We start from the raw sequence: 22956 nt of genomic DNA, 5'->3' as shown, positions 1-22956 counted from the left end.
ACTCGGGCCTCGGGCCGCGCTACGCGAGCCGCAGGCCGCCCGGGTGCTCCTCCTCGATGATCCGCACCAGCCAGTCGAAGACCGTCGGCCCCTTGCCCGCCCGGGCGGTGGCCAGCTCGGCGGCGACGTCCTCGCGGTTGGTGGGGTGGCAGCGGCCCAGCCGCAGCTCCAGTTGGCGGGCGGTCTCCGGGTGGCCGAGGTTGCGGCGGGAGACCTCGTGGTCGCGCCACTCGATGACCCAGTCCCCGTCGTCGGGCGTGCCGTAGCCGCCGCGCAGGCAGTCGGCGAAGGCGTCGAGGTTGCGGCCGAAGTAGCCGTCCACGCCGATCTCCTGCCCGACGGCGTCCCAGAAGTCCTCCAGGGTGCCGATCCTGCTGCCGTCGATCACGTAAGTCACCGTCACGGGTCGAGGATATGCCCGGGTGGTGAACGGACGGTCGACGAAGGGTTACGGCTCCACGGCGATGGCGGTGGCGATCAGCCCGCCCCGGACGGCCCAGCGGCCGTCGAAGCCGTCGAGCCGTCGCCCGCCGACCACCGGGCCGGGGACCAGCAGGCGGGCGGTGAAGGTGCCGTCGGGGGAGATGTCCAGCTCGGCCTCGCTGAACTCCAGGAAGAGCCCGGTCAGCGGGAACCACGCCTTGTACACCGACTCCTTGGCGCTGAACAGCATCCGGTCCCACGGGGTGCCCGGGTGGCCGGCGGCCAGGTCGGCGAGCCGTCGCTGCTCGACGGGCAGCGCGATGGCGTCCAGGACGCCTTCCGGCAGCGGCAGCGCGGGCTCGGCGTCGATGCCGACGGAGGCGAGGCTGCCGGCCCGGGCCACGGCCGCCCCGCGGAAGCCGTCGCAGTGGGTGAGGCTGCCGACCACGCCGTCCGGCCAGCTCGGCGCGCCGCGCAGGCCCGGGACGAGCGGGCGGTAGGGGACGCCGAGCCGGGCGAGGGCGGTCCGGGCGCAGTGCCGGACGGTGGTGAACTCGCGGCGCCGCTTGTCGACGGCCTTGGCGATGACCGCCTCCTCCGCCGGCTCCAGCCGGGCCTTCGGCGGGTCGTCGTACGCCACCTCGGTCGCCACGACGTCCGGCAGCAGGTCCCCGATCACCCGTTCCCCCCTCGGTCGGTCGCGCGGGGTCGTCGCCGCGCGGGACGAGCGTAACCCGATCGGGGGATCTTGGTGGGCGGAACCGGGACTGCTGCCGGGGATCCGTCCTACCGCGTGCTATTCGAAGGCGGCCGCCGCCTCGCGCAGCGCCCGGGCGACCGTCTCCGGGTCGTACGGCGCCGGGTCGCCGGGCAGGTAGGTGACGGACTTCAGCGCGCCGGTGTAGCGGAAGGAGCGGTGGCGCTCGTACACCGGCCAGGAGACCGGGGACTTGCGGTCGATGCCGACGCTGATGCCCTGGAACGGTGCCATGCCGATCAGCTGGTGCACCGGGCCGAGGCGGCCGGCCCCGGTTACGGCCTCGGCGCCGGTCTCGGTTCCGGCCTCGGCGCCGTCCACGAGCAGCCGGAACTCCCACGCGAGGCCGGCGACCGCGGTGGCTTCCAGGGTGACCAGCCGGGTGCCTTCCGGCAGGGGACCGCCGTCGGCCTCCAGCAGTTCGCCGTACTGGTTGTAGGCCAGGCGCAGTCGGCCGTCCTCGACGTAGAGGCTGTAGCCGCCGCCCTGGTCGCCGTGCGAGACCAGGACGCCCTGGTCGGCCGCCCGGTAGCCGTCGAGCGCGACCTCGACGGTGAAGGAGCGGAAGGAGATCAGCCGGGAGGAGCGGTAGCGCTCCAGCTCGGGGGTGCCGGGCAGCAGGGTGACCGGGCGGCGCAGCCGGTCCGCCTCGGGGCCGCGCAGGGCGAGGGCGCCGCTGCCGTCGGCGAGCGGGAAGACGCCGTCGCGCCAGGCGGCGTCCTCCCAGGCGATGGACAACTCCTTGACCAGGTCGGGGTGTTCGTCGGCGACGTCGTGGATCTCGGTCGGGTCGGTGCGCAGGTCGTACAGCGCCCACTCGCCGTCGTCGTACGGGGTGCCGGGGCGGTGCAGGGTGACCAGCTTCCAGCCGTCGCGGTAGTAGCTGCGGTTGCCGGTCATCTCGCAGTACTGCTCGTGGTGGGTGCTGGGGGTCGTGCCGTCGCGCAGGACGGCGGCGAAGCTGATGCCGTCGAGTTCCTGGACGGGACGCTCCCGCCGCTCCGACGGCCGTTCCAGGCCCGCGAGTTCGAGCAGGGTGGGGAGGATGTCGGTGACGTACTGGTACTGGGCGCGGACGCCGCTGTCGCCCTCGGCGCGCGGCAGGCCGGCCGGCCAGGAGAGCACGAAGGGTACGCGGACGCCGCCCGCGTAGGTCTGGCCCTTGTAGAGGCGGAACGGGGTGTTGGAAGCCATGCCCCAGCCGCGCGGGTAGTGGACCAGGCTCTGCGGCCCGCCGATGAGGTCGATCTCGCGCCCGACGTCCGGGTTCCAGCCGTCGGGGAGGTTCGGGTGGTGGACGAAGCGGCTGAAGTAGCTGCGGGTGCCCTCGGCGCCGCCCTCGCCGGTGCCGCCGTTGTCGCTGGTGAACACGATGACGGTGTTGTCGAGTTCGCCGAGGGCGGCCAGGGTGTCGGTGAGGCGGCCGAGGTTCTGGTCGACGTTGTCGACCATCGCCGCGTACACCTCCATGTAGCGGGCGTACAACTTCTTCTGCACGTCGGTGAGTTCGTCCCAGGGGCCGACCTCGTAGCCGGCCTCGGAGTTGCGCTCGGGCAGTTCGGTGCCGGCCGGGAAGTGGCCGGCGGCGAGCTGGCGGGCGAAACGGGCGCGGCGCAGCTCGTCCCAGCCGTCGTCGTAGCGGCCCTGGTGGCGGGCCAGGTCCGCGGGCTTGGCCTGCAGCGGGCCGTGTACGGCGTTGTGGGCGAGGTAGAGGAAGAAGGGCTTGTCGGCGTCGTGGGCGCGCAGCGACTTGACCATCTTGATGGCCTGGTCGGTGATGTCGTCGGTGTAGTAGTAGTCGTCGGGGAACTCGTTGATGTCCAACGGGCTGTTGTCACGGACGAGTTGGTGCGGGTGGAAGAGGCTGGTGAGGCCTTCCAGGACGCCGTAGTACTGGTCGAAGCCCTTCTGTAGCGGCCAGTTGGCGCGGTCGTCGGCGGCGTTGGAGGCGGAGTCGCGGGTGAGGTGCCACTTGCCGACGGCGTAGGTGGCGTAGCCGGCGTCGTGGAGCAGTTCGGCGAGGGTGGGGATGTCCCCGGCGACTTCCATGCCGTAGCCGGGGAAGCCCGGGTCGGCGTTGGCGACGAAGGAGTAGCCGACCCGGTGCGGGTTGAGGCCGGTGAGCAGGGCGGCCCGGGCGGGGGAGCAGAGCGGCATGGTGTGGTAGTTGGCGAGCTTGACGCCGGTGGCGGCGAGCCGGTCCAGGGTCGGGGTGGGGATCTCGGAGCCGAACGGGCCGATGTCGCTGTAGCCCATGTCGTCGATCAGGACGACGACGATGTTGGGCGCGCCCTCGCGCGGGCGGACCCGCTGCGGCCAGGCGGGGTTGGACTCGCGGAAGGTGCGGCCGACGGTGCCGGGGAAGCCGGCGTACGGGTCGCGGCGGTGCGGGTTCGCTTCGGGTGCGGTGGTCATATGCTGCTCCGGGTGGTGGCGCGGGTGGTGTCCGGTAGGGGCTCCAGGCGCGGGACGGCGGCCAGGAGCTCGGCGGTGTACGGGTGTTCGGGCGTGGTGACGACGCGGTCGGCCGGGCCGGTCTCGACGATCCGGCCGCGGTGCATCACCGCGATCCGGTGGCTGACCCGGCGGACGACGGCCAGGTCGTGGGCGATGAAGAGGATGGCCAGGCCGAGTTCGCGCTGCAGCCGGGCGAGCAGGTCGATCACCTGGGCCTGGACCGAGACGTCGAGGGCGGAGACCGGCTCGTCGCAGATCAGTACGCTCGGCTCGGGCGCCAACGCCCGGGCGATGACGATGCGTTGGCGCTGGCCGCCGGAGAAGGCGCGTGGGTGACGGTCGGCGGTGGCCGGATCCAGCCCGACCTGGGTCAGCAACTCGGCGACCCGGGCGGCGCGTTGGGTGCGGTCGCCGAGGCCGTGGGCGATCAGCGGCTCGGCGATGATCTGCCCGGCGGTCATCCGGGGGTTGAGCGAGGAGTACGGGTCCTGGAAGACCAGTTGGACCTCGCGGTGCGGCCGTCGGCCCGGTTCCTCGCCACGGAAGCGGATGCTGCCCGCCGAGGGTGCGTGCACCTGGACCAGCGCCCGGGCGAGGGTGGACTTCCCGGAGCCGGACTCGCCGACCAGGCCCAGCGTCTCGCCGGGGTGCAGGTCGAGGTCGACGCCGTGCAGGGCGGTCCGACTGCTCTTCCGGGATCCGTAGGTCTTGGTCAAGCCCCGGACGGTGAGCAGGGGTCGGGCGCCGGGGGTGCTGTTGGCGGCGGCCCGGGAGGGTTCGTCCAGGCGCGGGACGGCGGCCAGCAGCTCGCGGGTGTACGGGTGCCGGGGCGCGGTGAGGAGGTCGGCGGTGAGGCCGCGCTCGACCACCCGGCCGTGGCGCATGACCAGCAGTCGACGGCAGGTCCGGGCGATCACGCCGAGGTCGTGGCTGATCACCACCAGCGCGGTGCCGCTCTCCCGGTTGATCCGGGTGAGCAGGCCGAGGATCTGCCGCTGGACGGTCGGGTCGAGGGCGGTGGTCGGCTCGTCGGCGACCAGCACCTCGGCGTCGTGGGCCAGTGCGAGGGCGATCATGATGCGCTGGCGCTGGCCGCCGGAGAACTGGTGTGGGTGTTCGCGCAGCCGTCGGGCGGCGTCCGGGATGCCGACCAGGTCGAGCAACTCGGCGGCACGCGCCAGTCGTTCGGCCTTCCGTGACCGGCGGCCGTGGGCACGCAGTGCCTCGTCCAGCTGCCGGCCGATGGTGAGGACCGGGTTGAGTGAGGACATCGGGTCCTGGAAGACCATGGCGATCCGCCGGCCCCGCAGGGCGCGCAGCGCCTCCTCGGGGAGGGCGGTGAGGTCCTGCCCGGCGAGTCGGACCGATCCTGCGGTGATCGCGCCGCCGGGCGGCAGCATCCGCAGCAGGGCGAGGGCCGTGGTGGACTTGCCGGAACCGGACTCGCCGACGATGCCCAGGGTGTCGCCCGCCGCGAGCTCGAAGTCCACGGCGTCGACGGCGGTGGTGGCGGTGCCGGCGGTGGCAGCGGCGGCGCCGAACCGGACGGTGAGGCCGGAGACTTGGAGCACAGCGCGGTCCGGGGTGGGCTCCGGGGTGACGTCCGGAGTGCGGTCCGGTTGGTGGAGCGTGGCGGTCATCGGCGGATCCCCCGGTTCAGGGCCTCGGCGATCAGCGTGAAGCCGAGCACCAGCGCGGTGGTGGCGGCCAGGGGGGCGGCCGCGAAGGTCGGGTCGGTGGCCAGGTAGGCGACGGACCGGCTGAGGATGCTGCCCAGGGTGGGCTCCGGCGGACGGACCCCGAGGCCCAGGAAGCTCATCGCACCCTCGATGAACACGCCCAGCGAGAGCGCCACGGCGGTCTGCACGATCAGCGGGTCGACGGCGTTCGGCACCACGTGCCGCAGCAGCACCCGGGCCCGGGAGGCGCCGCCGACGCGGGCCGCCAGGGCGTACTCGCGCTCCCGCTGGACCAGGATCCCGGCCCGCAACTGGCGTCCGAAGCCCGGGATTTCGGCCAGGGCGACGACGATCACCACCGGCCAGCGGCCCGGGCCGAGGACGGCGGTCACGGCGAGGGCGAGGATCAGCCCGGGGAAAGCGAGCAGCAGGTCGAAGGACCGCTGGACGGCGAGGTCGGCCCACCGGGAGGTGGCCGCGAGCAGCGCTGCCGAGCAGCCGAGCAGCGCGCCGACCGGGACGGCGGTGACGATCAGTGCCAGGTCGGTGCCGATGCCGTGCAGCACCCGGCTGAACAGGTCGCGGCCGAGGTCGTCGGTGCCGAAGGGGTGATCGGCGGTCGGGCCGGCCAGGGCGAGCGCGCTCTGGGCGTTCGGGTCGGTGCGGGTGAGCAGTGGTGCGAGCAGCCCGCCGAGCGCGACCACGCCGACCAGGGCGAGGCCGGTCAGACCGCGCCAGGTGCGCAGGGCGGAGAGGTGACGACGCTGCGTCGCGGGGGACGTGCGGGGAAGGGTGGCGGTGGTCATCGGGTCACTCCCAACGGATCCGGGGGTCGAGCCAGGCGTACGCGAGGTCGGTGAGCAGTTGGACGGCGACGTAGACCGCCACCACGAGCAGCAGCAGGTCCTGTACCACCGGGTAGTCGCGGCGGGCGACGCCCTGCTCGATCAGCCGGCCGAGGCCCGGCCAGGCGAAGATCCGCTCCACCAGGACGGCCCCGGCGATGAGATGGCCGATCTGCAGGCCGAGGACGGTGACGGCGGAGGGCAGGGCGTTGGGCAGTGCGTGCCGCCAGACGATCCGCCGCCGGGAGACGCCGAGCGCGGTCGCGGTGCGGACGTAGTCCTCGGCGAGGGCGCGTTCGATGCCGTCCTTGAGGTAGCGGGCGAGCACGGCGGCACTGGGCAGGGCGAGGCAGAGCGCGGGCATCGCCAGGTATTGCACGGCCAGGTCCGGGGCGTCCAGCAGGGATTCGTGGCCGCCGGCCGGGAGCAGCCTGAGCGAGACGGCGAACACCAGGACCAGCACGACGCCGGTGACGAAGGGCGGGACGGCGAGCACGGCCGTGGTGACCGCCTGGATGGCGGCGGCGACCGGACGGCTCCGGGCAGTCGCGCCGGTCACCGCCAGCGGCAGCGCGATCAGCACCACCAACAGCAGCGCGGCGACGGCGAGTTGGGTGGTGGCGCCGAGTCCGTCGCCGATCAGGTCGGCGACCTGGCCGCCGATCGCGTAGCTCGGCCCGAGGTCGCCGCTCAACAGGTGGCCGAGCCAGCGGACGTACTGGCCGAACAGCGGTCGGTCCAGGCCGAGTTGGGAGCGGATCGCCTCGACGGAGGCGGCGGAGGCGTCGGGACCGGCGAGCGAGGTGGCCGGGTCGCCGGGGATGAGGCGGAGGATGAGGAAGACGAGGAAGGAGGCGAGGGCAAGGACCAGCAGTCCGCTGGGGAGGCGTTTGAGGAGGAAGGTGCGCATGGGTCGGGTACCGGGCCGTCCTGCTCAGGCCGTCAGGTGGGCGTCGTCGAGGTTGAGGTAGCCGAACTTGTTGAGCGTGGCGCCGCGGACCTTGCGGCCCGCGACCTCGACCAGTCCGGCGATGGCGAGGTCGATCACGAACTCCTCGTCCAGCAGCACCTCGGTGATCTGCTGGTAGAGGGCCTTGGCCTCAGGGCTGTCGCTGTCGCCGCGGTTCCAGGCCCGCTGCACCACGTCGGTGTAGGCGGGGGAGGCGAAACGCGAGCTGTTCTTGGCCTCGTTGAACGGGTAGGCGCTCACCGCGAGGGTGGCCGGGTGGAGCTGGGCGAAGCCGTGGCTGAGCGTCCACAGGGCGGGCATGGACTGGGAGATGAGCTGCTTCTGCATGGTCGGTGAGTCGGTGGGCTGGAGCACCGTGTCGATGCCGACCTGCTGGAGGTCGTACTGCAGGATCTGGGCGACGGCCGTCGCACCGGGCTCGCTGGAGTGGGCGAAGGGCAGGGTGATCCGCTCCAGGCCGGCCTCCTTGAGCAGGGCGCGCGCCTTCTGCGGATCGTGGCGGTAGCGGGTGGCGCCGGCCTCGGTGTAGGCCGGGGAGGACGTGGGCCAGGGCGCGGAGGAGACGCTGCCGTAGCCGCCGAGGGCCTGCTGGACGAAGCGCTCGCGGTCGACGGCCCAGGCGATGGCCTGGCGCACGCGCTTGTCGCCGACGTGCTCGGCGCTGACGTTGACGCCGATGTAGGAGGCGCCGGAACCGGTGTCGTACTGCTTGATCCGGAACCGCGGGTCGCCGCGGAGGCCGGCGACGTCCTGGCCGCGGACGTTGTACGACAGGTGGGTCTGGCCGGTCTTGAGTGAGGACAGCAGGGACTCGGCCTGCGGGACGATCCGGATCTCCACGCCGTCGAGGTACGGCCGGCCGGAGTTCCAGTACGCGTCGTTGCGGGCGAAGGTGAGCGAGGAGCCGGGCTTGCGGCCGGTGAGGGTGAACGGGCCGGTGCCGATCAGCCTGGTGCCGGCGACAGCGTCCTCGACGGAGCCGGAGTCCGGGATGATCATGAACTCGAAGAGGTCGAAGAGATTACTGACCGGGTGGGCGAGCACCAGGGTCAGCTCGAAGTCGCCGTTCTTGCGGAAATCGGTGACGGTGGCGGCGGTCGAGCGCAACTGGGCCGAGCGGGCGGGGTTCTGGAGGTTCCTGACCGCGAAGACCACGTCGTCGGCGGTGAACCGGCGGCCGCTGTGGAAGGTGACGTCCTCGCGGAGCTTGAGCGTGACGCTGGTGCCGTCCGGCGCGACCTCCCAGGCGGTGGCGAGTTCGGGCTGCGGCCGGAGCCGGTCGTCGTACCTGGTGAGGGTGTTGAAGACGAGGCGCTGGACGAGGGTGTTGGCGCTCTGGGCGAAGAGCAGGCTCGGCGTGAAGTCGATGCCGGTGGCGACGGAGAGGACGCCGCCCTTGCGGGGGGTGTCCACGGCGTCGGCCGCGTCGCCGGCACTGGCGGCGTTCGCGGCCTCGTCGACGGCGGACCGGCAGGCCGCGAGCGTCAGCAGGCCGGCACCGGCGAGGCCCGCGCGCAACAGGGCGCGGCGGCTCGGGGCGGGGGGACGGGTGAGCGCGGTCATGGCGGTCCCTGGGAGTGGTGAGGCGGTCAGAGGTGGCGGGCCGACGCGTGGACCGGCCGCGCATACGGCTCGCCGAGCACCGGGGTGCCGACGGCCACCAGCGTGCGGGCGATCGGCCTGCGGTCGAGCACCGTGCGCAGGACGGTGGCGGCGTCGGCATCCCGGCGGTCGTCGCCGGTGGGCAGCGCGGTGGCTACGCCGCTGCCCTTGTGCCGCAGATCAGTTGGATGCAAGCGACTCGGCGGGCACCAGACCCGGCACCCGCGGCGGGTCGGCCGGCTCCAGCAGACGGCTCGGGACGCCGTCCACGCCGACCGGCAGGTCGCCGTCCAGCGTGATCCGGCGCACCAGCCGCGGCTCGTCGCCGTAGTCCGCGACCGCGTAGTGCTGGGTGGCGCGGTTGTCCCAGATCGCCACGTCGCCGACCTGCCAGTCCCAGCGGACGGTGTTCTCCAGCCGCTCGACGTAGCGCTGGAAGAGGTCGATCAGCGCCTTGCTGTCGTCGCCCGAGAGAAGTTGAATGCGCTGCGCGAACGCGCCCAGCAGGAGGGTCTTCTCGCCGGTCACCGGGTGGACCCGGACCACCGGGTGCTCGGTCTTGAAAGCCGTGGAGACGAAGACGTCCCGGAACAGCTTCGCGACCTCGGCGTTGTCCGCCAGCTCCGGGCGCAGGGCGAGCCGGGCGGCGTAGTCGTAGTCGTTGGTGTGGACGGCGCGCAGGCTCTCGGCGAGCGCCTTCAACGGCGCCGGCAGGTCCCGGTAGGCAGCCGCGGTGTTGGCCCAGACGGTGCTGCCGCCGGCCGCCGGGACCTCCAGGGCGCGCAGGATGGAGGCCTTCGGGTACGACGGGACGAAGGTGACATCGGTGTGCCAGTTGTTGGCGCGCACGCCCTTGGTGGCGTCCAGCTCGAAGATGTAACGCCCGTCCGCGCTGGGCACGGTGGGGTGGCCGACCGGGTGGCCGAGGAGCCGGGCGAAGGCCTCCTGCCCGGCGTCGTCCAGGTGCTGCTGGCCGCGGAAGAAGAGCACCTTGTGCTCGTACAGGGCGGCCTCGAGGGCGGCGACGGTCTCGGCGGGGAGGTCGCCGCCGAGGCGTATGCCGTGCACGATCGCGCCGATGCGGCCGGCGACGGGGGTGAGGCTGAGGGCGGTGTGGGCGGTGTGGGCGGTGGTGGGGGTGGTGGGGGTGGTGTGGGCGGTGGTGGTCATGGCGGGGCCCTTTCGGGGGAGTGTGGTGACTGAGAGTGATGTGATGGTGGTGCCTGGCGCGGCAGGCACGGTCGCAGGCGCAGCGCGGGGCGAGGAGTGCGGGAGGGGCCGGTCCGGACTGGCGGACGGTCAGAACGCGAGCGCGCCGCGACAACAACGGCGCGGGCAGCGGCGGGGAAGGGGGCGGACGGCGGTGTGCATCGGCCCCTCCTTTCCGGCTCGCTGCGAGTGGGCTCGGTGCTCATCGTGCTGAAGCGCGCAGGCCGCTGTCAATCACCATCTTGGCTGGTGGGAACGGGTGTTGCCGCTTCATTGCGGCTGCTTGCGGTTCCTTGCGGCCTGTTGCGGCCCATTGCCGCCCGTTGCGGAGGATGACGGATGGCGGGCGCGCCGTGGGCGGGAGTTCGGCCCTGTGGTGCTGGTGCGGGGGTGCCCAGGTGCGGAGCGGAAGTGATCCGGGCCGGCGCGGGCGGTTCCCGCGCCGGGGCTGACGCCTGCCCGGAGCCGTACGGAAGTTACCTTCGGTGACTGCCGGCGGTCACTGTCCGAGGAGTCGGGCGAAGTCCAGCCCGAGGCCGCCGAGGACGGGCAGCGCACCGAGGTCGGTCACGCCGCCGACCGGGATGCTGTAGCCCTGGTTCACCTAGCGGGGCGCGCCGGCGGCAATGGCGGCCGGGGCCAGGACGGCCGGGGCCAGGGCGACGCCGAGGAGCAGGGCGGCGAGAGCGGTGCGCATGTGACGGGACCTCCGGGGCGGGTGCGTACGGGACAGTCAGGTGGGTGACGGCCTGTCAACACCGTGCGTGGCGGAGTGGTCACGCATCTTCGCCCCTTCGGCCGCATTCGTAAAGATCCTTGCCTTGTGTTCATGCCAACATTGTGGAGGTCTGGACCACGCCGAGGAGGAGCGCATACGTTCCCTTCGCAAGGGCGGGCGTCGGGTCGCCGAACTGCCGCGCAGACATGGCGACTTTGGCCTGTCATGCCCATGAAGAGAAGGCCAGGAAGACAAGCAGCCAGGCTTTCCCAGCACTGCAACCGGAGGGAACGAACCATGCGCGCCATCGGCAAGAACCTCAGGATCCTCGCGGGCGCCCCGCTCGCCGCAGCCGCTCTCATCGCCCTCACGGCCGGCTCCGCCAGCGCCGCGATCCCGATCAACAAGCCCATGACCGGCAAGGCCACCTACTACACCGACTCGGGCTACGGTGCGTGCGGCACCCAGATCAACGCCTCGTCGCAGATGCTGGTGGCCGTCCCGCGTTCCTGGTGGACCACTGCCAACCCGAACAACGACCCCGTCTGCAAGGGCATTTCGGTCAAGGTGACCTACCAGGGCAAGACCATCACCGTCCCGGTGAAGGACCAGTGTCCCTCCTGTGACTCCACCCACATCGACCTCAGCAAGCCGGCGTTCGCCAAGCTGGCCCCGCTGGACAAGGGCGTCATCAGCGGCCTCACCTGGCAGTTCGTCAAGGCCGGCCTGAAGGGCGAGACCGTCGAACTCTCCGCCCCCGTCACCGGCTCCAGTATCGGCTGAGACCGACCGGTCCGACAGGCCCGTGCCCGCCCCGGCAGCATGGCGGGGCGGGCACGGCCGGTTCGTGCGGCAGGCCGGATCATCGGTGCGGCCTTGCCCGGGCATCGCAGCTCAGGCGTTCGCAGCCCGGGCGTTGCAGTCCGGTGACACGGAATGCGCCATTCCGTCGACTGTTCGGACTAGTTTCGATCGTGCACGCCGCTCCGTCGCCCGCCGGCCGATCTCTGCAGGGCGCGGAACGGGCAACGTGCCCGTCCCCAGCCGTACTTCGTTCAGGAGAACCAGCATGTCCCTCTCGACGACCCGCCGCGCCACCACTGCCCGCACGCTGGCCGGCACCGTCCTGACCGTCGCGCTGCTGGTACCCGCCGCAACAGCCTGCAGCAGCAGCTCCGGCGCAGCGAGCGCGGCCTCCCCCGCCGCCACGGCCGCCGCAACCGGCGCGCCCAGCGCCCCGGCGTCCCCGGCCGCCACGGCCTCCCCGGCCACGACGCCCGGAGCGCCCAGCGCGCCGCCCGCCCCTCCGGCCGCCAAGCCCGGCACCGGCACCACGGCCGCCAAGCCCGACGCGCGGCCCACCGGCACGGCGACCGCCCCGGGCAAGCCGGCGCCCGGCGCCCACACCCAGACCCTGCCGGACGGCAGCACGGCCGAGATCCGGGAAGTCGCCCCCCAGCACTTCGTCGCCAAGATCGTCCACGGTGGTGACGTCCTCGCCACGCTGGACGCGAAGGACACCGACGCCGGACTCGACGCCAACGACATGTTCATCGTGCTCTCGCTGGACGGCACGGTCCACGCCTGGATGGGTGGCGGACACCAGGGCCCGGGCACGTTCAAGCTCGCGGGCGACTGGACGGTCAAGGTCACCAAGACCGGCGAGCTCAAGTACCGCGCGGACATCCTCGGCATCGACAACGCGGTGTACGGCACGCTGGAGACCAACGGGCACGACGTCGGAGTCGACGCCAACGGCGTCTACATCGTGCTCTCGGCCGGCGGCCAGATCAGCGCCCACGCGTGAACGCCCGGTCGAACGAGCCCCCCGCTTCGCCCGCACGCCCGCCGGGCCCCGCCCTGATGCGGACGGGGGCCGGCGGGCGTGCGCCGGATCAGAACCAGTGCAGGCAGTGCGGCGGTCGCTCGGTGCGGAAGAGGGCGTCGGCGAGCGCGACCGCACCCGGGCGGTGGGCCCGGATGTGGCCGGCGCGCACCAGCGTGCTCGGGGCGGTGCCGCCGAGATAGACCGAGCCCAAGTCGCGGACGTCCAGCGACAGATCGGGCTCGCGGTCCGTCGCAACGCACTCGGCCTTGCCGTCGCGGACGGTCAGCAGGTAGCGGCCCCGCTCGCCGAGGAACGGGTCGTCGACGTCGAGGACCAACTCCCCGTCACAGAACCAGCCGCGCGAGGACAGCGCGCGCGGCACATCCAGGATCCGCACCCAGAGCCAGTCGGTGCTGTTGCCCAGCTGGCCGGCGTTGAAGTCCGCCAGCTGCCAGCGCAGCGGGTTCTCGGGCGCGAAGTGTTTGAACACCACCTGGGTGACCAGATCGTGGTCGAGGACGAACCGGGCCAGGGCCGTGCGGACGGTGTCGTCGGTGGCGATGGTCTCGTCGACCGTCAGGGCGTCATCGCCGAGCGAGTAGCTGGCGTACCCGTCCGGAACGCCGTCGACATCACGGTGGACGGCGACATAGCGCGGCGCCCGGGCGACCGGGGGCTGCCCCGCACCCGAAGCCCACCAGCGGTGCGGCCGCGACAACGCGCCCGGCTGCGCGCGGCGGTACCGGTCGTAGACCTCCTCCAGGATCTCGCCGCACTCCGAACGCCGCAGCACCTCGACCGAGCCGGACGCAGGCACCTCGGCTGCCCCACGCGCCCGAGGGAGAGTGAAGTCGCCCTGCCGGCGCGACACCGTCAACCGCTCCGTGTAGGTCGCCGGGCCGTAACCGAACCTGCCGTAGATCGGCGCCTCCGACGCCAGCAGGACGGACAGGAACTCCCCCCGCTCCCGCAGCTCCCCGAGCTGGTGACGCATCATCGCGGTGAGCACGCCCTGACGCCGGTGCGACGGCAGGACACCGACACAGCTGATGCCCGCGGCCGGGACGACGGCCTCACCGGGCAGCGTGAGCTCGAAGGAGTACGCACAGGCGGTACCTACGGGCTTCCCGTCCGGCGCGACGGCGAACAGGCCGCGGTCGATCTCGAGCGCCGACCACCAGACCCCGCTGCCGTCCTCGGCCGCAGCCTCGGGGAACCGCCCGAACGCGGCATGCAGTGTGCCGACGAAGACACCGAGGTCCTGGTCGGTCGTGGAACGAATGCGCATTGCTGCCGCTGCCTCCCCTGGAACCGGCACCACGGCTTGCGGCGCCCTGCCACAGTGCAGCGTTGCAGCATTCCGAGGTCAAACGAATTTCGGACGGGCGCGGCGAAGGTTCAGACGGTGCGTTCGATGGTTTCGAAGATGTCGGCATCGGTTTCCTGCTGCCACTTGGGCAGCTCGTCCCACGGGGTGATGTAGCCGGGCTTCGGATCGCCGGGGAGGTGCTTGCACACCCCGGCGATCCGCGCCTCACGGAAGATCCGGCCGCCATCTTCGGCCATGGTTGTCACCCTTCGGTCGGGAGGTACACCTTCTGCCACTCCAACGACGTCACCCCTCGGCGAGATCAGCGTTCCAGGCTTCGGTGTCGGTGGGTACGGGGCTCGCGATGAACCTCCCGGGGCGCGGAATGCGGGGGCGGAGGGTACTCGCCTCCGCGAGGTCGCGGAGGCGAGCACGGTGAAAGGGTTCAGACGGTGCGCTCGATGGTTTCGAAGATGTCGGCGTCGGTTTCCTGCTGCCACTTGGGCAGCTCGTCCCAGTCGGCGACGTAGGCGGGCTTGGGGTCGTCGATGTGCTTGTGGATCTGGGCGATCCAGCAGGTGGCGACGAAGCGGCCCTTCTGCTCGCGGGTGAGCTTGGCGGTGGTGCCCGCGCTGACGGCGACGAAGTCGCGGACCTGGCCGAACACCGCTGCTGCGGAGGCGCGTTCCCAGTTGGGAGTTTCGTCCCAGGGGGTGATGTAGCCGGGCTTCGGATCGCCGGGGAAGTGCTTGCGCACCCCGGCGATCCACGCCTCACGGAAGATCCGGCCGTCCTCGGTCATGTGGAGTTCCTTTCGTTACGCGGCGTGCTGGAGCGCTGAGATGTGCTGGTGCAGCTCCGCGATTCGGTTGTCCTTCATCAGAGGTACAAGATGCGGCTTCAACCCGTCGAGCTTCTTCGCGATGTAGCCGGATCCTGTTTCGCCTGCCAGAGCCATCGAGGCCGTGCTGAAGTGGACGACTTGCTCGATGTCGCCGCTGTGGGCGCTGAGAGCAGCGAGTTCGGCGAGCACGGCGCCGCGACGCCGTGGGGAGAGACTGACTTCCAGCGCGCTGTGCAGAGATTTCTCGGCAAGGTCTGGTCGGCCGAGGGCGAGGTAGCAGGTTCCTCGCTCCTCGGCGAGACGGGTGCCGTCGAATCGTAGCCAGCCCCCGTTTTGCATCGTGCCTGTGAGGCTGTGGACCTGTTCGGCTTCTGCAAGTGATCGGTCACAGGCATCGAGTCGGCCCAGCCCGGCGTAGGCCTGGGACTGGATGGCGGCGACCCAATAGCGGGTGGAGAGCTGGCCGTCGCCCCGACGGCCGACTCGCGCTGCTGCGGCGAGAATCGGCTCGGCGGATCGGTACCGGCGTTCCGAGAGCTCGATGAAGGCGTGGCGGGTCAGCGCGCATGCCCAGAGGTCGTAGTGCGAAGCCTCGCGAGCCGCTGCCGCCGCGAGGGCGTAGCACTGCGCCGCGTCGGTGTAGCGAGTGGCGTCGAAGAGGATTTCTCCGGCCAGCTGATACAGGTCGCCCACGAGGCTGCACAGGCGCTGCCGATCGGGCTCGGACGTGACCGATCGGAGTTCGGCGGCGAGAACGCCGAGATGGTGCCGAACCAGTGGATAGACCTCTTGCTTGGTGCGGGACTCCGAGAAGATCTGCCACAGGTGGGCGTTGGCCGAGATTGTGGAGTCGTTGGACATCGCGGAGGTAAGCGGCGCGGCCGTGCTCTCGCCGCAGGGAAGTGTGATCAGCGCGCCCGTTGCCGCAATGAGCCCAAGGGCCTCGCGTCGCTTCATGTCGTCACTTTCGTCAATGGGCGCAGGCGACGCCTGGTGAACCGGTTCCATGAGCGGCGGATTCAGGAGGCCGTCCAGCTCCGAGGCGGTGACCTTGAGGAGCGCTGCGAGCCTCGGCCTCTGTTGAGGGTGGGGGTCGGCGCGGCCGCACTCCCAGCGGGTGACGGTGGAAGTGGCGACACCAAGATCAGCAGCAAGCTTTTCCTGACTGTAGCCCAACTCCCGGCGCCTTCGGCTGAACAGGTCGCGCTTGCTGCTCATTCGTCCCCGCTCCACGAGTGCCATCGTTCCAGTCGTGCACCCGTGACACTTGGGAAACGCCTGGAAAGTGCTGTAGGTCTGCTCTGGTCGACGGTAACGCATTGTCGTTCACTGGTCACGCGCTGCTTTGGGCTGTCGATACCTCGACCCGGTCCGGCCGCGACTGGTTCGAGACTCCGATGGCCGAGGGGCTGTTGATGATGAGTGGGCTTCTAATGACTGGCCGGGCGTCCCAGCCGGCGACCGCGAGGTTGCCCTACCTGCCGGAATCGGCTTCTGTGGCGCGCCGGTTGGTGCGGGAGAAGTTGGTGGAGTGGGAGTTGGCGGAGCTGATCGACATGGGGGAGTTGATCGTCAGTGAGCTGGTCACGAACGCCACCAAAACCGGCTGCCTGACGAGGATGACCTTCACGATCCGCCGTGTCACCGACCGGACCGTCCGGGTGGCGGTGCGGGACGGGTCGCGGGTGATGCCGACGTTGATGGTGGCGGGGGAGGACGAGGAAGGGCATCGGGGGTTGGCTCTGGTCCACGAGTTGACGAAGGGGCGTTGGGGTGCGGTGGCGGAGCCGTTTGGGAAGGTGGTGCATGCCGATCTTGTGGTGAGTCGGCGGTGACGGGAGAGGGGAGCGCTGGGAATGACGACGAAGCCGATGCTGTATGTCGTGGTGTGTGCGGCGGGGGTGGCTGGTGGGGTGGGGGAGCTGATCTCGGCCGCGCAGGCGCAGGGGTGGGATGTGGGGGTGGTCGCGACTCCCCACGCCATGGGGTTCATTGACGTTGACGCGATCGCCGCGCAGACGGGGTATCCGATTCGCTCGGCCTGGCGGAAGCCGGGGGATCCTCGGCCGCTGCCGGATCCGGACGCCATCGTCGTGTCGCCTGCGACGTTCAACACGATCAACAAGTGGGTCGCGGGCATCTCGGACACGCTTGCGCTCGGGATTCTCTGCGAGTCCTACGGCTGGGGCATCCCGGTGGCCGTGCAGCCGTGCCTGAGTGCCGCGCAGGCTGCCCACCCCGCCTACGGCGAGAGCCTGGCGAAGCTGCGGCGGATGGGGGTGCGGGTCGCGGACTTCGTGCCGGGCTCGTACAGCTGGACGCGGGCTCTGGAGCTGCTGCGGGACTGACAGGGTGGCTGGTCGGGGAGGGCGTTCCTGGCAGTGTGAGGGGTGGTTCGCGTCGGCCGGGCCGGGGTAGCGTCCGGGCAGGTCAGCGAGGGTGTGGGAGGTTTCCGGTGGCGGCGGTCAACGGCGAGGTGTCGTTCTGGTACGCGGCGGGCGGGGTGCCGCAGGCGGGGCCCGGGCTGCCGGGGGACAGGGACGTCGACGTGTGTGTCGTCGGGGGCGGGTACACCGGCCTGTGGACGGCGTACTACCTGAAGAAGGCCGACCCCTCGCTGCGGATCGTCCTGCTGGAACGGCGGTTCTGCGGCTACGGCGCCTCCGGGCGCAACGGTGGCTGGCTGTACAACGGCTTCGCGGGCCGTTCCGCCTTCGTCAAGCGGTACGGGCAGCAGCGCGCGGCGGCGATGCAGCGGGCGATGGACGATGCCGTCGGGGAGGTCGTCGATGTGGCGACGGCCGAGGGGATCGACGCGGATGTCGTGCGCGGCGGCGTCCTCGAAGTCGCTCGGAGCAAGCCGCAATTGGAGCGCCTGCGGGCCTTCGTCGAGGCCGAGCGCGCGTACGGTGAGGGCCGCGTCGAGCTGCTGAGTGCCAGGGAGGCCACAGACCGCGTCACTGTCGCCGGCACCCTCGGCGGCTCGTGGACCCCGTACGGCGCCCGCATCCAGCCCGCGAAGCTCGTGCGCGGCCTGGCCCGGGTCGTCCGGGACCTCGGGGTGGAGGTGTACGAGGGCACGGCGGTCACCGCGATCCTGCCCGGCACCGCCTACCGGAAGCCGCGTGCCGTCACCCCGTTCGGCACCGTCACCGCCGATCGTGTGCTGCGCGCCACCGAGGGGTTCACCGCCGGGCTGCGCGGGGAGCGGCGCACATGGCTGCCGATGAACTCGGCGATGGTCGCCACCGAGCCGCTGCCTGCCGAGTTCTGGGCGGACGCGGGCTGGCAGGGCCGGGAGGTGCTGGGCGACTTCGCCCACGCGTACATGTACGCGCAGCGCACCGCCGACGACCGGATCGCGCTCGGCGGGCGCGGCGTGCCGTACCGGTTCGGCTCGCGGACGGATTCGGACGGCAGCACCCAGGTGGAGACGGTGGTCCAACTGCGCGCGATCCTCGACCGGTTCTTCCCGGCTGCCGCGCAGGCCCGGATCGATCACGCCTGGGCGGGCGTGCTCGGCGTCCCCCGGGATTGGTGCGCCACCGTGGAGCTGGACCGGGTGAGCGGGCTCGGCTGGGCGGGCGGGTACGTCGGCAGCGGGGTGACCACGACCAATCTGGCCGGGCGGACCCTGTGCGAGCTGGTGCTGCGGCGTGACACCGAGCTGACCCGGCTGCCCTGGGTGGGCCACACGGTGCGGCGTTGGGAGCCGGAGCCGCTGCGCTGGCTGGGGGTGCACGCGATGTATGCCGCGTACCACGCCGCCGACCGGCAGGAGGCGTCCGGCCGGGCGACCACCTCGCCGATCGCCCGGGTCGCGGACCTGGTCTCCGGGCGGTAGCGGCGCGGGGGTCCGGACGCTACCGGCGCTGGGCCCCGGACGGTCCACGGTCGTTCGGGTGGTGGGGAGGCTATTAGCAGATTCGCGACGCCAGGTAGTTGATCTTGGGCGTCGCGTCGGCGATACCACTCGAATTGCGGACAGCGTTCGGCTGACAGGGCATATTGTGTACCTCGGCAAACTACTCCGATGGAAGTCAGTTTCCCGTCGCGGTCCGAAAACCATCTGCCGACCCCTGTCGACTGGGATAGCGTCGAAGGCGTCGGGGGGTCGACACCGATCCGGTGTATTCGAACGCTAGCTACCGGGCCGTAGAGGCCGATTGAGTCCTGGAGAAAAACGTGCGAAATTTCCCTTCGGAAAACCAGCCGGAGACACTCGACGATCTGCAGCTCGCGGTGGACTCGCTGGCCGCGTTTCCGTCCCGGAATGTGGCGGGCGGGTCGGTTGTGACCGAGCGGCTCGCGGCGGTAGCCGAGTTGTGCCGCTCGGTCGACGCGGTGCTCGACAGCCTGGTCGTCCAGGCTGCCGCGGAGGCCGCCGAGGAGGGGTGGACCGCGGCCCGGATGGCGGTCGAACACTCCGGGTACTACGCCAGGTTGCAGCGCGCGCTGCTCCCCGCCGGGGCCGGTGCCGGGCCGGCGCAGCAGTGAGCGCGGTGCACCTGGGCGCGCACGTGCTGGCCTGCCCCACCCGGTGGAGCGACGTCGACGAGAACGGGCACATCAACAACGCCCGGCTGGTCGGCTACATCCAGGAGGGGATTTACGACCTGTTCTGCCACCACGCGACCGCCGTCCGAGAATCGCTGTTCCCGTCCGGCTTCATTATCGCGCGGCACGAGATCGACTATCTGGAACAGTTGCACCACCGCCCCGAGCCATTGTCGGTGCGGCTCACCGTGGAACGGCTCGGACGGAGTTCCGCGCATGTCGAGGTGAATGTCTGCCGGGATCCGCTCACCTTTATGCGGGCGCGGACCGTGGTGGTCGCGCGGGACCGCGAAACCGGCCGCTCGCGCACCCTGAGCCCGGACGAGCGACGCTTTCTCTCGGCGTTTGTGCCGGACACGGCGCGTGCCGAGGCCGCCCTGGCCACCCCGACAGCGACGGCGCCGGCGCAGCGGGTGTCGCCCGGGGCCGCCGCCGGCGCGGTCTCCTCCTCGCGCCGGCCGCGCAGGCGCTGCCGCGCCTCGGCGGGCTGAGAGCGGCCCCGGGCGTGGCGCGATCCCCGGGGCCGACGCCCCGGGCCGGCGGCGTGATCGACAACGGCGTCGATCCGCCAGGCCGGATTTCCGGCGCCCGGCCGGTTGCCTGGTCGAGCCTGCGGGCAGTGAGCCGGTTCCCGAGGGCATCGGGCCGGTTCCCGAGGGCATCGGGCCGGTTCCCGAGGGCAGCGGGCCGGTTCCCGAGGGCAAGGGGCCGGTTCCCGAGGGCAGCGGGCCGAGTTACGCTGAGCAGCACGGGCACCGGTACGTCCCACGGCGGTCACCAGCTGCGACCTCCCTCCCCGGCCCGGGGCGCAGAGCGCCGTCGGTCCTGCCGGATCCCGCCGACCGGAAGGAGGACGCGATGACCATCTCCTGGGAGGACTTCCTCGCCCGCGTCGTGGAGCGCGGCGAGTACCGGGGTGAGGCCGAGGCGGACCACGCAGCCCGGGTGGTGCTCGCCCTGCTCGGCGAGCACCTGGTGGGGTCCGAGCGGCTCGAACTCGCCGACGCGCTGCCCGTGACGTACGCCTCCCTGCTGCGCGACGCCAAGCCCGCGGCCGAGCCGCTGACCGCCGAGCGCTTCGTCCAGGGCGTGGTCGGGTGGATCGACGGGGCGACCACCACGACGGCGCAGTGGGACATCGGGGCGGTGCTGAGCACGCTGGCCGACCTGGTTCCGGGGGAGCTGATCGACCAGGTGATCGAGCAGCTCCCGGAGGGCTACGACCTGCTGTTCGGGCATCCCACGCCGGCGTGAGCGGCCCGGCCGGCCCGCAACCTACCGCTGCCGGCCGCAACCTGCCGCAGCCGACCGCTACCGGCCGCTATCCCGTGGTGGCCCGGAACAGCTCCGCGCCCGGGCCGGTCAGCCCGACCGGTCCGGCGCCCGGGCGCAGGTAGGCGGACGCCCCAGCAGGAAGGGCGAGTTCGGCTCCGTCGGGAGCGTGCAGCCGGGCATGCCCCGAGACGCAGAGCAGGATCTGCGGGGTGGGCAGTTCGATGCGGGTCGCGGTGGTGCCGGGGCGCAGCCGGGCGAGCATGAACTCCTCGGCGGGCGCAGGGAATTCCTCCTCGATGCCGCCATCGGAGGGGCGCGGTGCGAGGATGTCGGGCACACCGGTGCGGAAGGACGTGACCGCCAGCAGTCCGTCGACGTCCACGTGCTTGGGGGTGAGCCCGCAGCGCAGCACGTTGTCCGAGTTGGCCATCAACTCGACTCCCAGGCCCCGGAGATAGGCGTGCGGCACCCCGGCGTCCAGGTAGAGCGCCTGCCCGCGGGCGAGCCGGACGTGGTTGAGCAGCAGCGCGGCGATCAGGCCGGGGTCGCCGGGGTACTGCCCGGCGACCCGGCCGTAGCCGGCGCAGGCCTCCGCGTACGGTCCCCCGGAGGCCGCGACCCGCTCCAAGGCCCTCGCGGTGAGCGAGAGTTGGGCGGCCGAGGGGCGGGCGGACGCCAGCGCGCTCCGCAGCAGCTCCGGCAGCACCTCGGAGGAAGGCCGTGCGCGTAGCGCCGCAGCCCACGGTGCCAGCAGCGGCACGTCGAGCGCGTCCAGCAGTCCGGCCGTGTCGGCAGCCGGACGGAAGCCGCAGAGCGCCTCGAACTCTCCGAGCGCGCAGAGCAGTTCGGGCTTGTGTCCACGGTCCTTGAACACCCGCTCCGGCGCGTCCGGCGGGACACCCCGGGCCTCCTCGGCCGCGTACCCGGCCTCGGCCTGCGCACGGTTCGGGTGGACCTGGAGGGAGAGCGCCCGGTCGGCGGCCAGCACCTTGAACAGGAACGGCAGCTCCGGGCCGAACCGCCGTACGGTGTCCGGCCCGAGCATGCCGTCCGGGTGCGCGCGGATCCGTTCGTCCAGCGGCTGCGGGCCGTCCGGTCCCAGGACGGACGACGGTGCCGACGGGTGCGCGCCCAGCCACAGTTCGGCCTGCGGGGTGCCGTCGGGCTCGGTGCCGGTGAGCGCGGGGATGGCGGTGGGCGAGCCCCAGGCGTACCGGCGGACCGGGTTGTGAAGCAGGGCGAAGGGAGGCCGCGTGAACGGAGGCAGTGTGGAGGGTGGCATGCGGGGGGCTCCGGGACGGTTCAGCGGCAGAGCGCGGCCGCGCCGATCAGCCCGGCGTCGGTGCCGAGTTCGGCGCGGCGCACGTCGAGGCCGCGGATGTAGGAGAGGGCCGCGTAGCGGTCCAGGTGGCGGGCGAGCGGGGCGAACAGCACGTCCCCGGCGGTGGCCACGCCGCCGCCGACGACGACGCGGTCGAGGTCGACCAGGGCGGCCGTGGCGGCGATGCCGGCGGCCAGGGCCTGGGCGGAGCGGTCGAAAGAGGCGAGCGCGACCGGGTCGCCCGCGGTGGCGGAGGCGGCGACGGCGCGGGCCGTCCGGTCGTCGCCCGGCGGCCGCCAGCCTTCGGCGAGCGCTCGGCGGGCGATCGCGGTGCCGCTGGCGAGGCCCTCCAGGCAGCCGCGCGAGCCGCACGGGCAGGGCTCGCCGTCCAGGTCGACGGTGATGTGGCCGAGGTGCCCGGCGTTGCCGCTGGGGCCGGGCCGCACCACGCCGTCGAGCACCAGCCCGGCGCCCACGCCGGTCGACACCACCAGGCAGAGCGCGTTGGCGGCGCCCCGGGCCGCGCCCTGCCAGTGCTCGGCGGCGGCCATCGCGACGCCGTCACCGGCGAGGTGCACGGGCAGTGCGCGCGCTGCCACCGCCGGGTGCGCGGCGACCTCGGCGACCAGCGGGAAACCGCGCCAGCCGGGGATGTTGACCGGGCTGACGGTGCCGGCGGCGAGGTCGACCGGACCGGCGCTGCCGATCCCGACGGCGGTCACGGCGGCCCAGTCGGCCGTCCCGGCGAGCTGGTCCAGCACCTTGTGCACGACGGCGAGCACGGCCGCGCCCGGTTCCGTCGCCGGGGTGGGCAGCTGAAGCCGGTGCCGCAGCCGTCCGTCGCCGTCGACCAGTGCTCCGGCGATCTTGGTGCCGCCGATGTCGACGGCGGCAAACAGCGGGGTGAGCGGCACGGTGGACTCCAGGAGGTTCGGGAGGGGCGGCGCCCCGGCCGGTGGGGCCGGGGCGCCGCACAGCGTAGAGCAGCCGCACCGCGCAGAGCAGTCGGACGGCGCAGAGCAGTCGGACGGCGCAGAGCAGCCGCACTGCGCAGCGCAGGGGCTAGCTGTACTGACCAGTGAGGTTGGGGACGCGGCTGGCGGGTGGCTTGCCTGCGAGCGCGGTGTGTCCGCGGTGGTGATTGTAGGTGTGCAGCCAGTCG

General features: G+C 72.2%; 23 protein-coding genes and 1 pseudogene. 8 read left to right on the top strand and 16 right to left on the bottom strand.

What is annotated here, in order from left to right; genetic code table 11:
- Window positions 1-19: 19 nt before the first annotated feature.
- The 9 genes from ACIBEC_RS45475 to ACIBEC_RS45435 form a co-directional block, all read right to left on the bottom strand.
- The gene (locus tag ACIBEC_RS45475; RefSeq protein ID WP_360509133.1) at window positions 20-403 is read right to left on the bottom strand and encodes a barstar family protein; all 384 of its coding nucleotides are present in this window, start codon (window positions 401-403) and stop codon (window positions 20-22) included.
- A gap of 45 nt (window positions 404-448) precedes the next feature.
- Entirely contained in the window at window positions 449-1102 is a 654-nt protein-coding gene (locus tag ACIBEC_RS45470) for a 4'-phosphopantetheinyl transferase superfamily protein (protein WP_360509135.1), read from the bottom strand.
- A gap of 117 nt (window positions 1103-1219) precedes the next feature.
- On the bottom strand, window positions 1220-3595 hold the full coding sequence (locus ACIBEC_RS45465; protein ID WP_360509137.1) for an arylsulfatase: 2376 nt from the start codon (window positions 3593-3595) through the stop codon (window positions 1220-1222).
- The gene (locus ACIBEC_RS45460; protein WP_360509139.1) at window positions 3592-5277 is read right to left on the bottom strand and encodes an ABC transporter ATP-binding protein; all 1686 of its coding nucleotides are present in this window, start codon (window positions 5275-5277) and stop codon (window positions 3592-3594) included. Before ACIBEC_RS45460 ends, ACIBEC_RS45465 begins: the two co-directional genes overlap by 4 nt.
- Window positions 5274-6122: an ABC transporter permease gene (locus ACIBEC_RS45455; protein ID WP_360509141.1), complete on the bottom strand. Its 849-nt coding sequence runs from the start codon at window positions 6120-6122 to the stop codon at window positions 5274-5276. The genes ACIBEC_RS45460 and ACIBEC_RS45455 overlap by 4 nt, the downstream gene beginning before the upstream one ends.
- Window positions 6123-6126: 4 nt before the next feature.
- Window positions 6127-7071 carry an ABC transporter permease gene (locus ACIBEC_RS45450; protein ID WP_360509143.1) on the bottom strand — a complete coding sequence of 315 codons (945 nt, stop codon included), beginning with the start codon at window positions 7069-7071 and terminating at the stop codon, window positions 6127-6129.
- A 24-nt stretch (window positions 7072-7095) separates the two neighbouring features.
- Window positions 7096-8694, bottom strand: coding sequence for an ABC transporter substrate-binding protein (locus ACIBEC_RS45445; protein ID WP_360509144.1), 1599 nt, complete (start codon window positions 8692-8694; stop codon window positions 7096-7098).
- Window positions 8695-8720: 26 nt separating this feature from the next.
- Window positions 8721-8927 (bottom strand): hypothetical protein, encoded by a 207-nt coding sequence (locus tag ACIBEC_RS45440; protein WP_360509146.1) that lies wholly within the window; start codon window positions 8925-8927, stop codon window positions 8721-8723.
- On the bottom strand, window positions 8914-9903 hold the full coding sequence (locus ACIBEC_RS45435) for a TauD/TfdA family dioxygenase (protein WP_360509148.1): 990 nt from the start codon (window positions 9901-9903) through the stop codon (window positions 8914-8916). The genes ACIBEC_RS45440 and ACIBEC_RS45435 overlap by 14 nt, the downstream gene beginning before the upstream one ends.
- A gap of 1054 nt (window positions 9904-10957) precedes the next feature.
- On the opposite strand from ACIBEC_RS45435, the gene ACIBEC_RS45430 reads away from it, so the two are divergent.
- Together ACIBEC_RS45430 and ACIBEC_RS45425 are read left to right on the top strand one after the other, a co-directional pair.
- Window positions 10958-11443 (top strand): cysteine/serine endopeptidase inhibitor, encoded by a 486-nt coding sequence (locus ACIBEC_RS45430; RefSeq protein ID WP_360509150.1) that lies wholly within the window; start codon window positions 10958-10960, stop codon window positions 11441-11443.
- 286 nt (window positions 11444-11729) lie between these two features.
- Window positions 11730-12467 (top strand): hypothetical protein, encoded by a 738-nt coding sequence (locus ACIBEC_RS45425; protein ID WP_360509152.1) that lies wholly within the window; start codon window positions 11730-11732, stop codon window positions 12465-12467.
- A gap of 88 nt (window positions 12468-12555) precedes the next feature.
- Here the strand turns inward: ACIBEC_RS45425 and ACIBEC_RS45420 are convergent, their stop codons facing one another.
- From ACIBEC_RS45420 to ACIBEC_RS45405, 4 genes are all read right to left on the bottom strand, one after another.
- Window positions 12556-13776, bottom strand: a complete 1221-nt coding sequence (locus ACIBEC_RS45420) for a GNAT family N-acetyltransferase (RefSeq protein WP_360509154.1) — start codon at window positions 13774-13776, stop codon at window positions 12556-12558.
- 110 nt (window positions 13777-13886) lie between these two features.
- The gene (locus tag ACIBEC_RS45415; protein WP_360509156.1) at window positions 13887-14054 is read right to left on the bottom strand and encodes a hypothetical protein; all 168 of its coding nucleotides are present in this window, start codon (window positions 14052-14054) and stop codon (window positions 13887-13889) included.
- Between the two features lie 188 nt (window positions 14055-14242).
- Window positions 14243-14599, bottom strand: coding sequence for a hypothetical protein (locus ACIBEC_RS45410; RefSeq protein WP_360509158.1), 357 nt, complete (start codon window positions 14597-14599; stop codon window positions 14243-14245).
- 15 nt (window positions 14600-14614) lie between these two features.
- Window positions 14615-15859 carry a helix-turn-helix transcriptional regulator gene (locus ACIBEC_RS45405; protein WP_360509160.1) on the bottom strand — a complete coding sequence of 415 codons (1245 nt, stop codon included), beginning with the start codon at window positions 15857-15859 and terminating at the stop codon, window positions 14615-14617.
- Window positions 15860-15960: 101 nt separating this feature from the next.
- Here ACIBEC_RS45405 and ACIBEC_RS45400 point away from each other — a divergent pair, with 101 nt between their 5' ends.
- From ACIBEC_RS45400 to ACIBEC_RS45375, 6 genes are all read left to right on the top strand, one after another.
- Entirely contained in the window at window positions 15961-16476 is a 516-nt protein-coding gene (locus tag ACIBEC_RS45400) for an ATP-binding protein (protein WP_360509161.1), read from the top strand.
- 21 nt (window positions 16477-16497) lie between these two features.
- On the top strand, window positions 16498-16989 hold the full coding sequence (locus tag ACIBEC_RS45395) for a flavoprotein (RefSeq protein ID WP_360509163.1): 492 nt from the start codon (window positions 16498-16500) through the stop codon (window positions 16987-16989).
- Between the two features lie 107 nt (window positions 16990-17096).
- Window positions 17097-18485, top strand: a complete 1389-nt coding sequence (locus ACIBEC_RS45390) for an FAD-binding oxidoreductase (protein WP_360509165.1) — start codon at window positions 17097-17099, stop codon at window positions 18483-18485.
- Window positions 18486-18826: 341 nt separating this feature from the next.
- Window positions 18827-19138 carry a hypothetical protein gene (locus ACIBEC_RS45385; RefSeq protein WP_360509167.1) on the top strand — a complete coding sequence of 104 codons (312 nt, stop codon included), beginning with the start codon at window positions 18827-18829 and terminating at the stop codon, window positions 19136-19138.
- The gene (locus tag ACIBEC_RS45380) at window positions 19135-19689 is read left to right on the top strand and encodes a thioesterase family protein (protein ID WP_360509168.1); all 555 of its coding nucleotides are present in this window, start codon (window positions 19135-19137) and stop codon (window positions 19687-19689) included. Before ACIBEC_RS45385 ends, ACIBEC_RS45380 begins: the two co-directional genes overlap by 4 nt.
- A gap of 367 nt (window positions 19690-20056) precedes the next feature.
- Window positions 20057-20452, top strand: a complete 396-nt coding sequence (locus tag ACIBEC_RS45375) for a DUF2267 domain-containing protein (RefSeq protein WP_360509170.1) — start codon at window positions 20057-20059, stop codon at window positions 20450-20452.
- A gap of 67 nt (window positions 20453-20519) precedes the next feature.
- Here ACIBEC_RS45375 and manA read toward each other — a convergent pair whose 3' ends face one another.
- The 3 genes and pseudogenes from manA to ACIBEC_RS45360 form a co-directional block, all read right to left on the bottom strand.
- Complete coding sequence (gene manA, locus ACIBEC_RS45370; protein ID WP_360509172.1) at window positions 20520-21755, bottom strand: mannose-6-phosphate isomerase, class I; 1236 nt, start codon at window positions 21753-21755, stop codon at window positions 20520-20522.
- Window positions 21756-21775: 20 nt separating this feature from the next.
- Window positions 21776-22708, bottom strand: coding sequence for an ROK family protein (locus ACIBEC_RS45365; RefSeq protein WP_360509174.1), 933 nt, complete (start codon window positions 22706-22708; stop codon window positions 21776-21778).
- A 148-nt stretch (window positions 22709-22856) separates the two neighbouring features.
- Window positions 22857-22956: pseudogene (locus ACIBEC_RS45360) on the bottom strand (IS481 family transposase); the annotation flags it as partial.

The sequence above is a fragment of the Kitasatospora sp. NPDC051164 genome, assembly GCF_044455625.1.
In the GTDB taxonomy this organism is placed as follows: domain Bacteria; phylum Actinomycetota; class Actinomycetes; order Streptomycetales; family Streptomycetaceae; genus Kitasatospora.
Note: the sequence above shows the minus strand (reverse complement) of the source record. Positions and strands in the feature narration are given on the sequence as shown.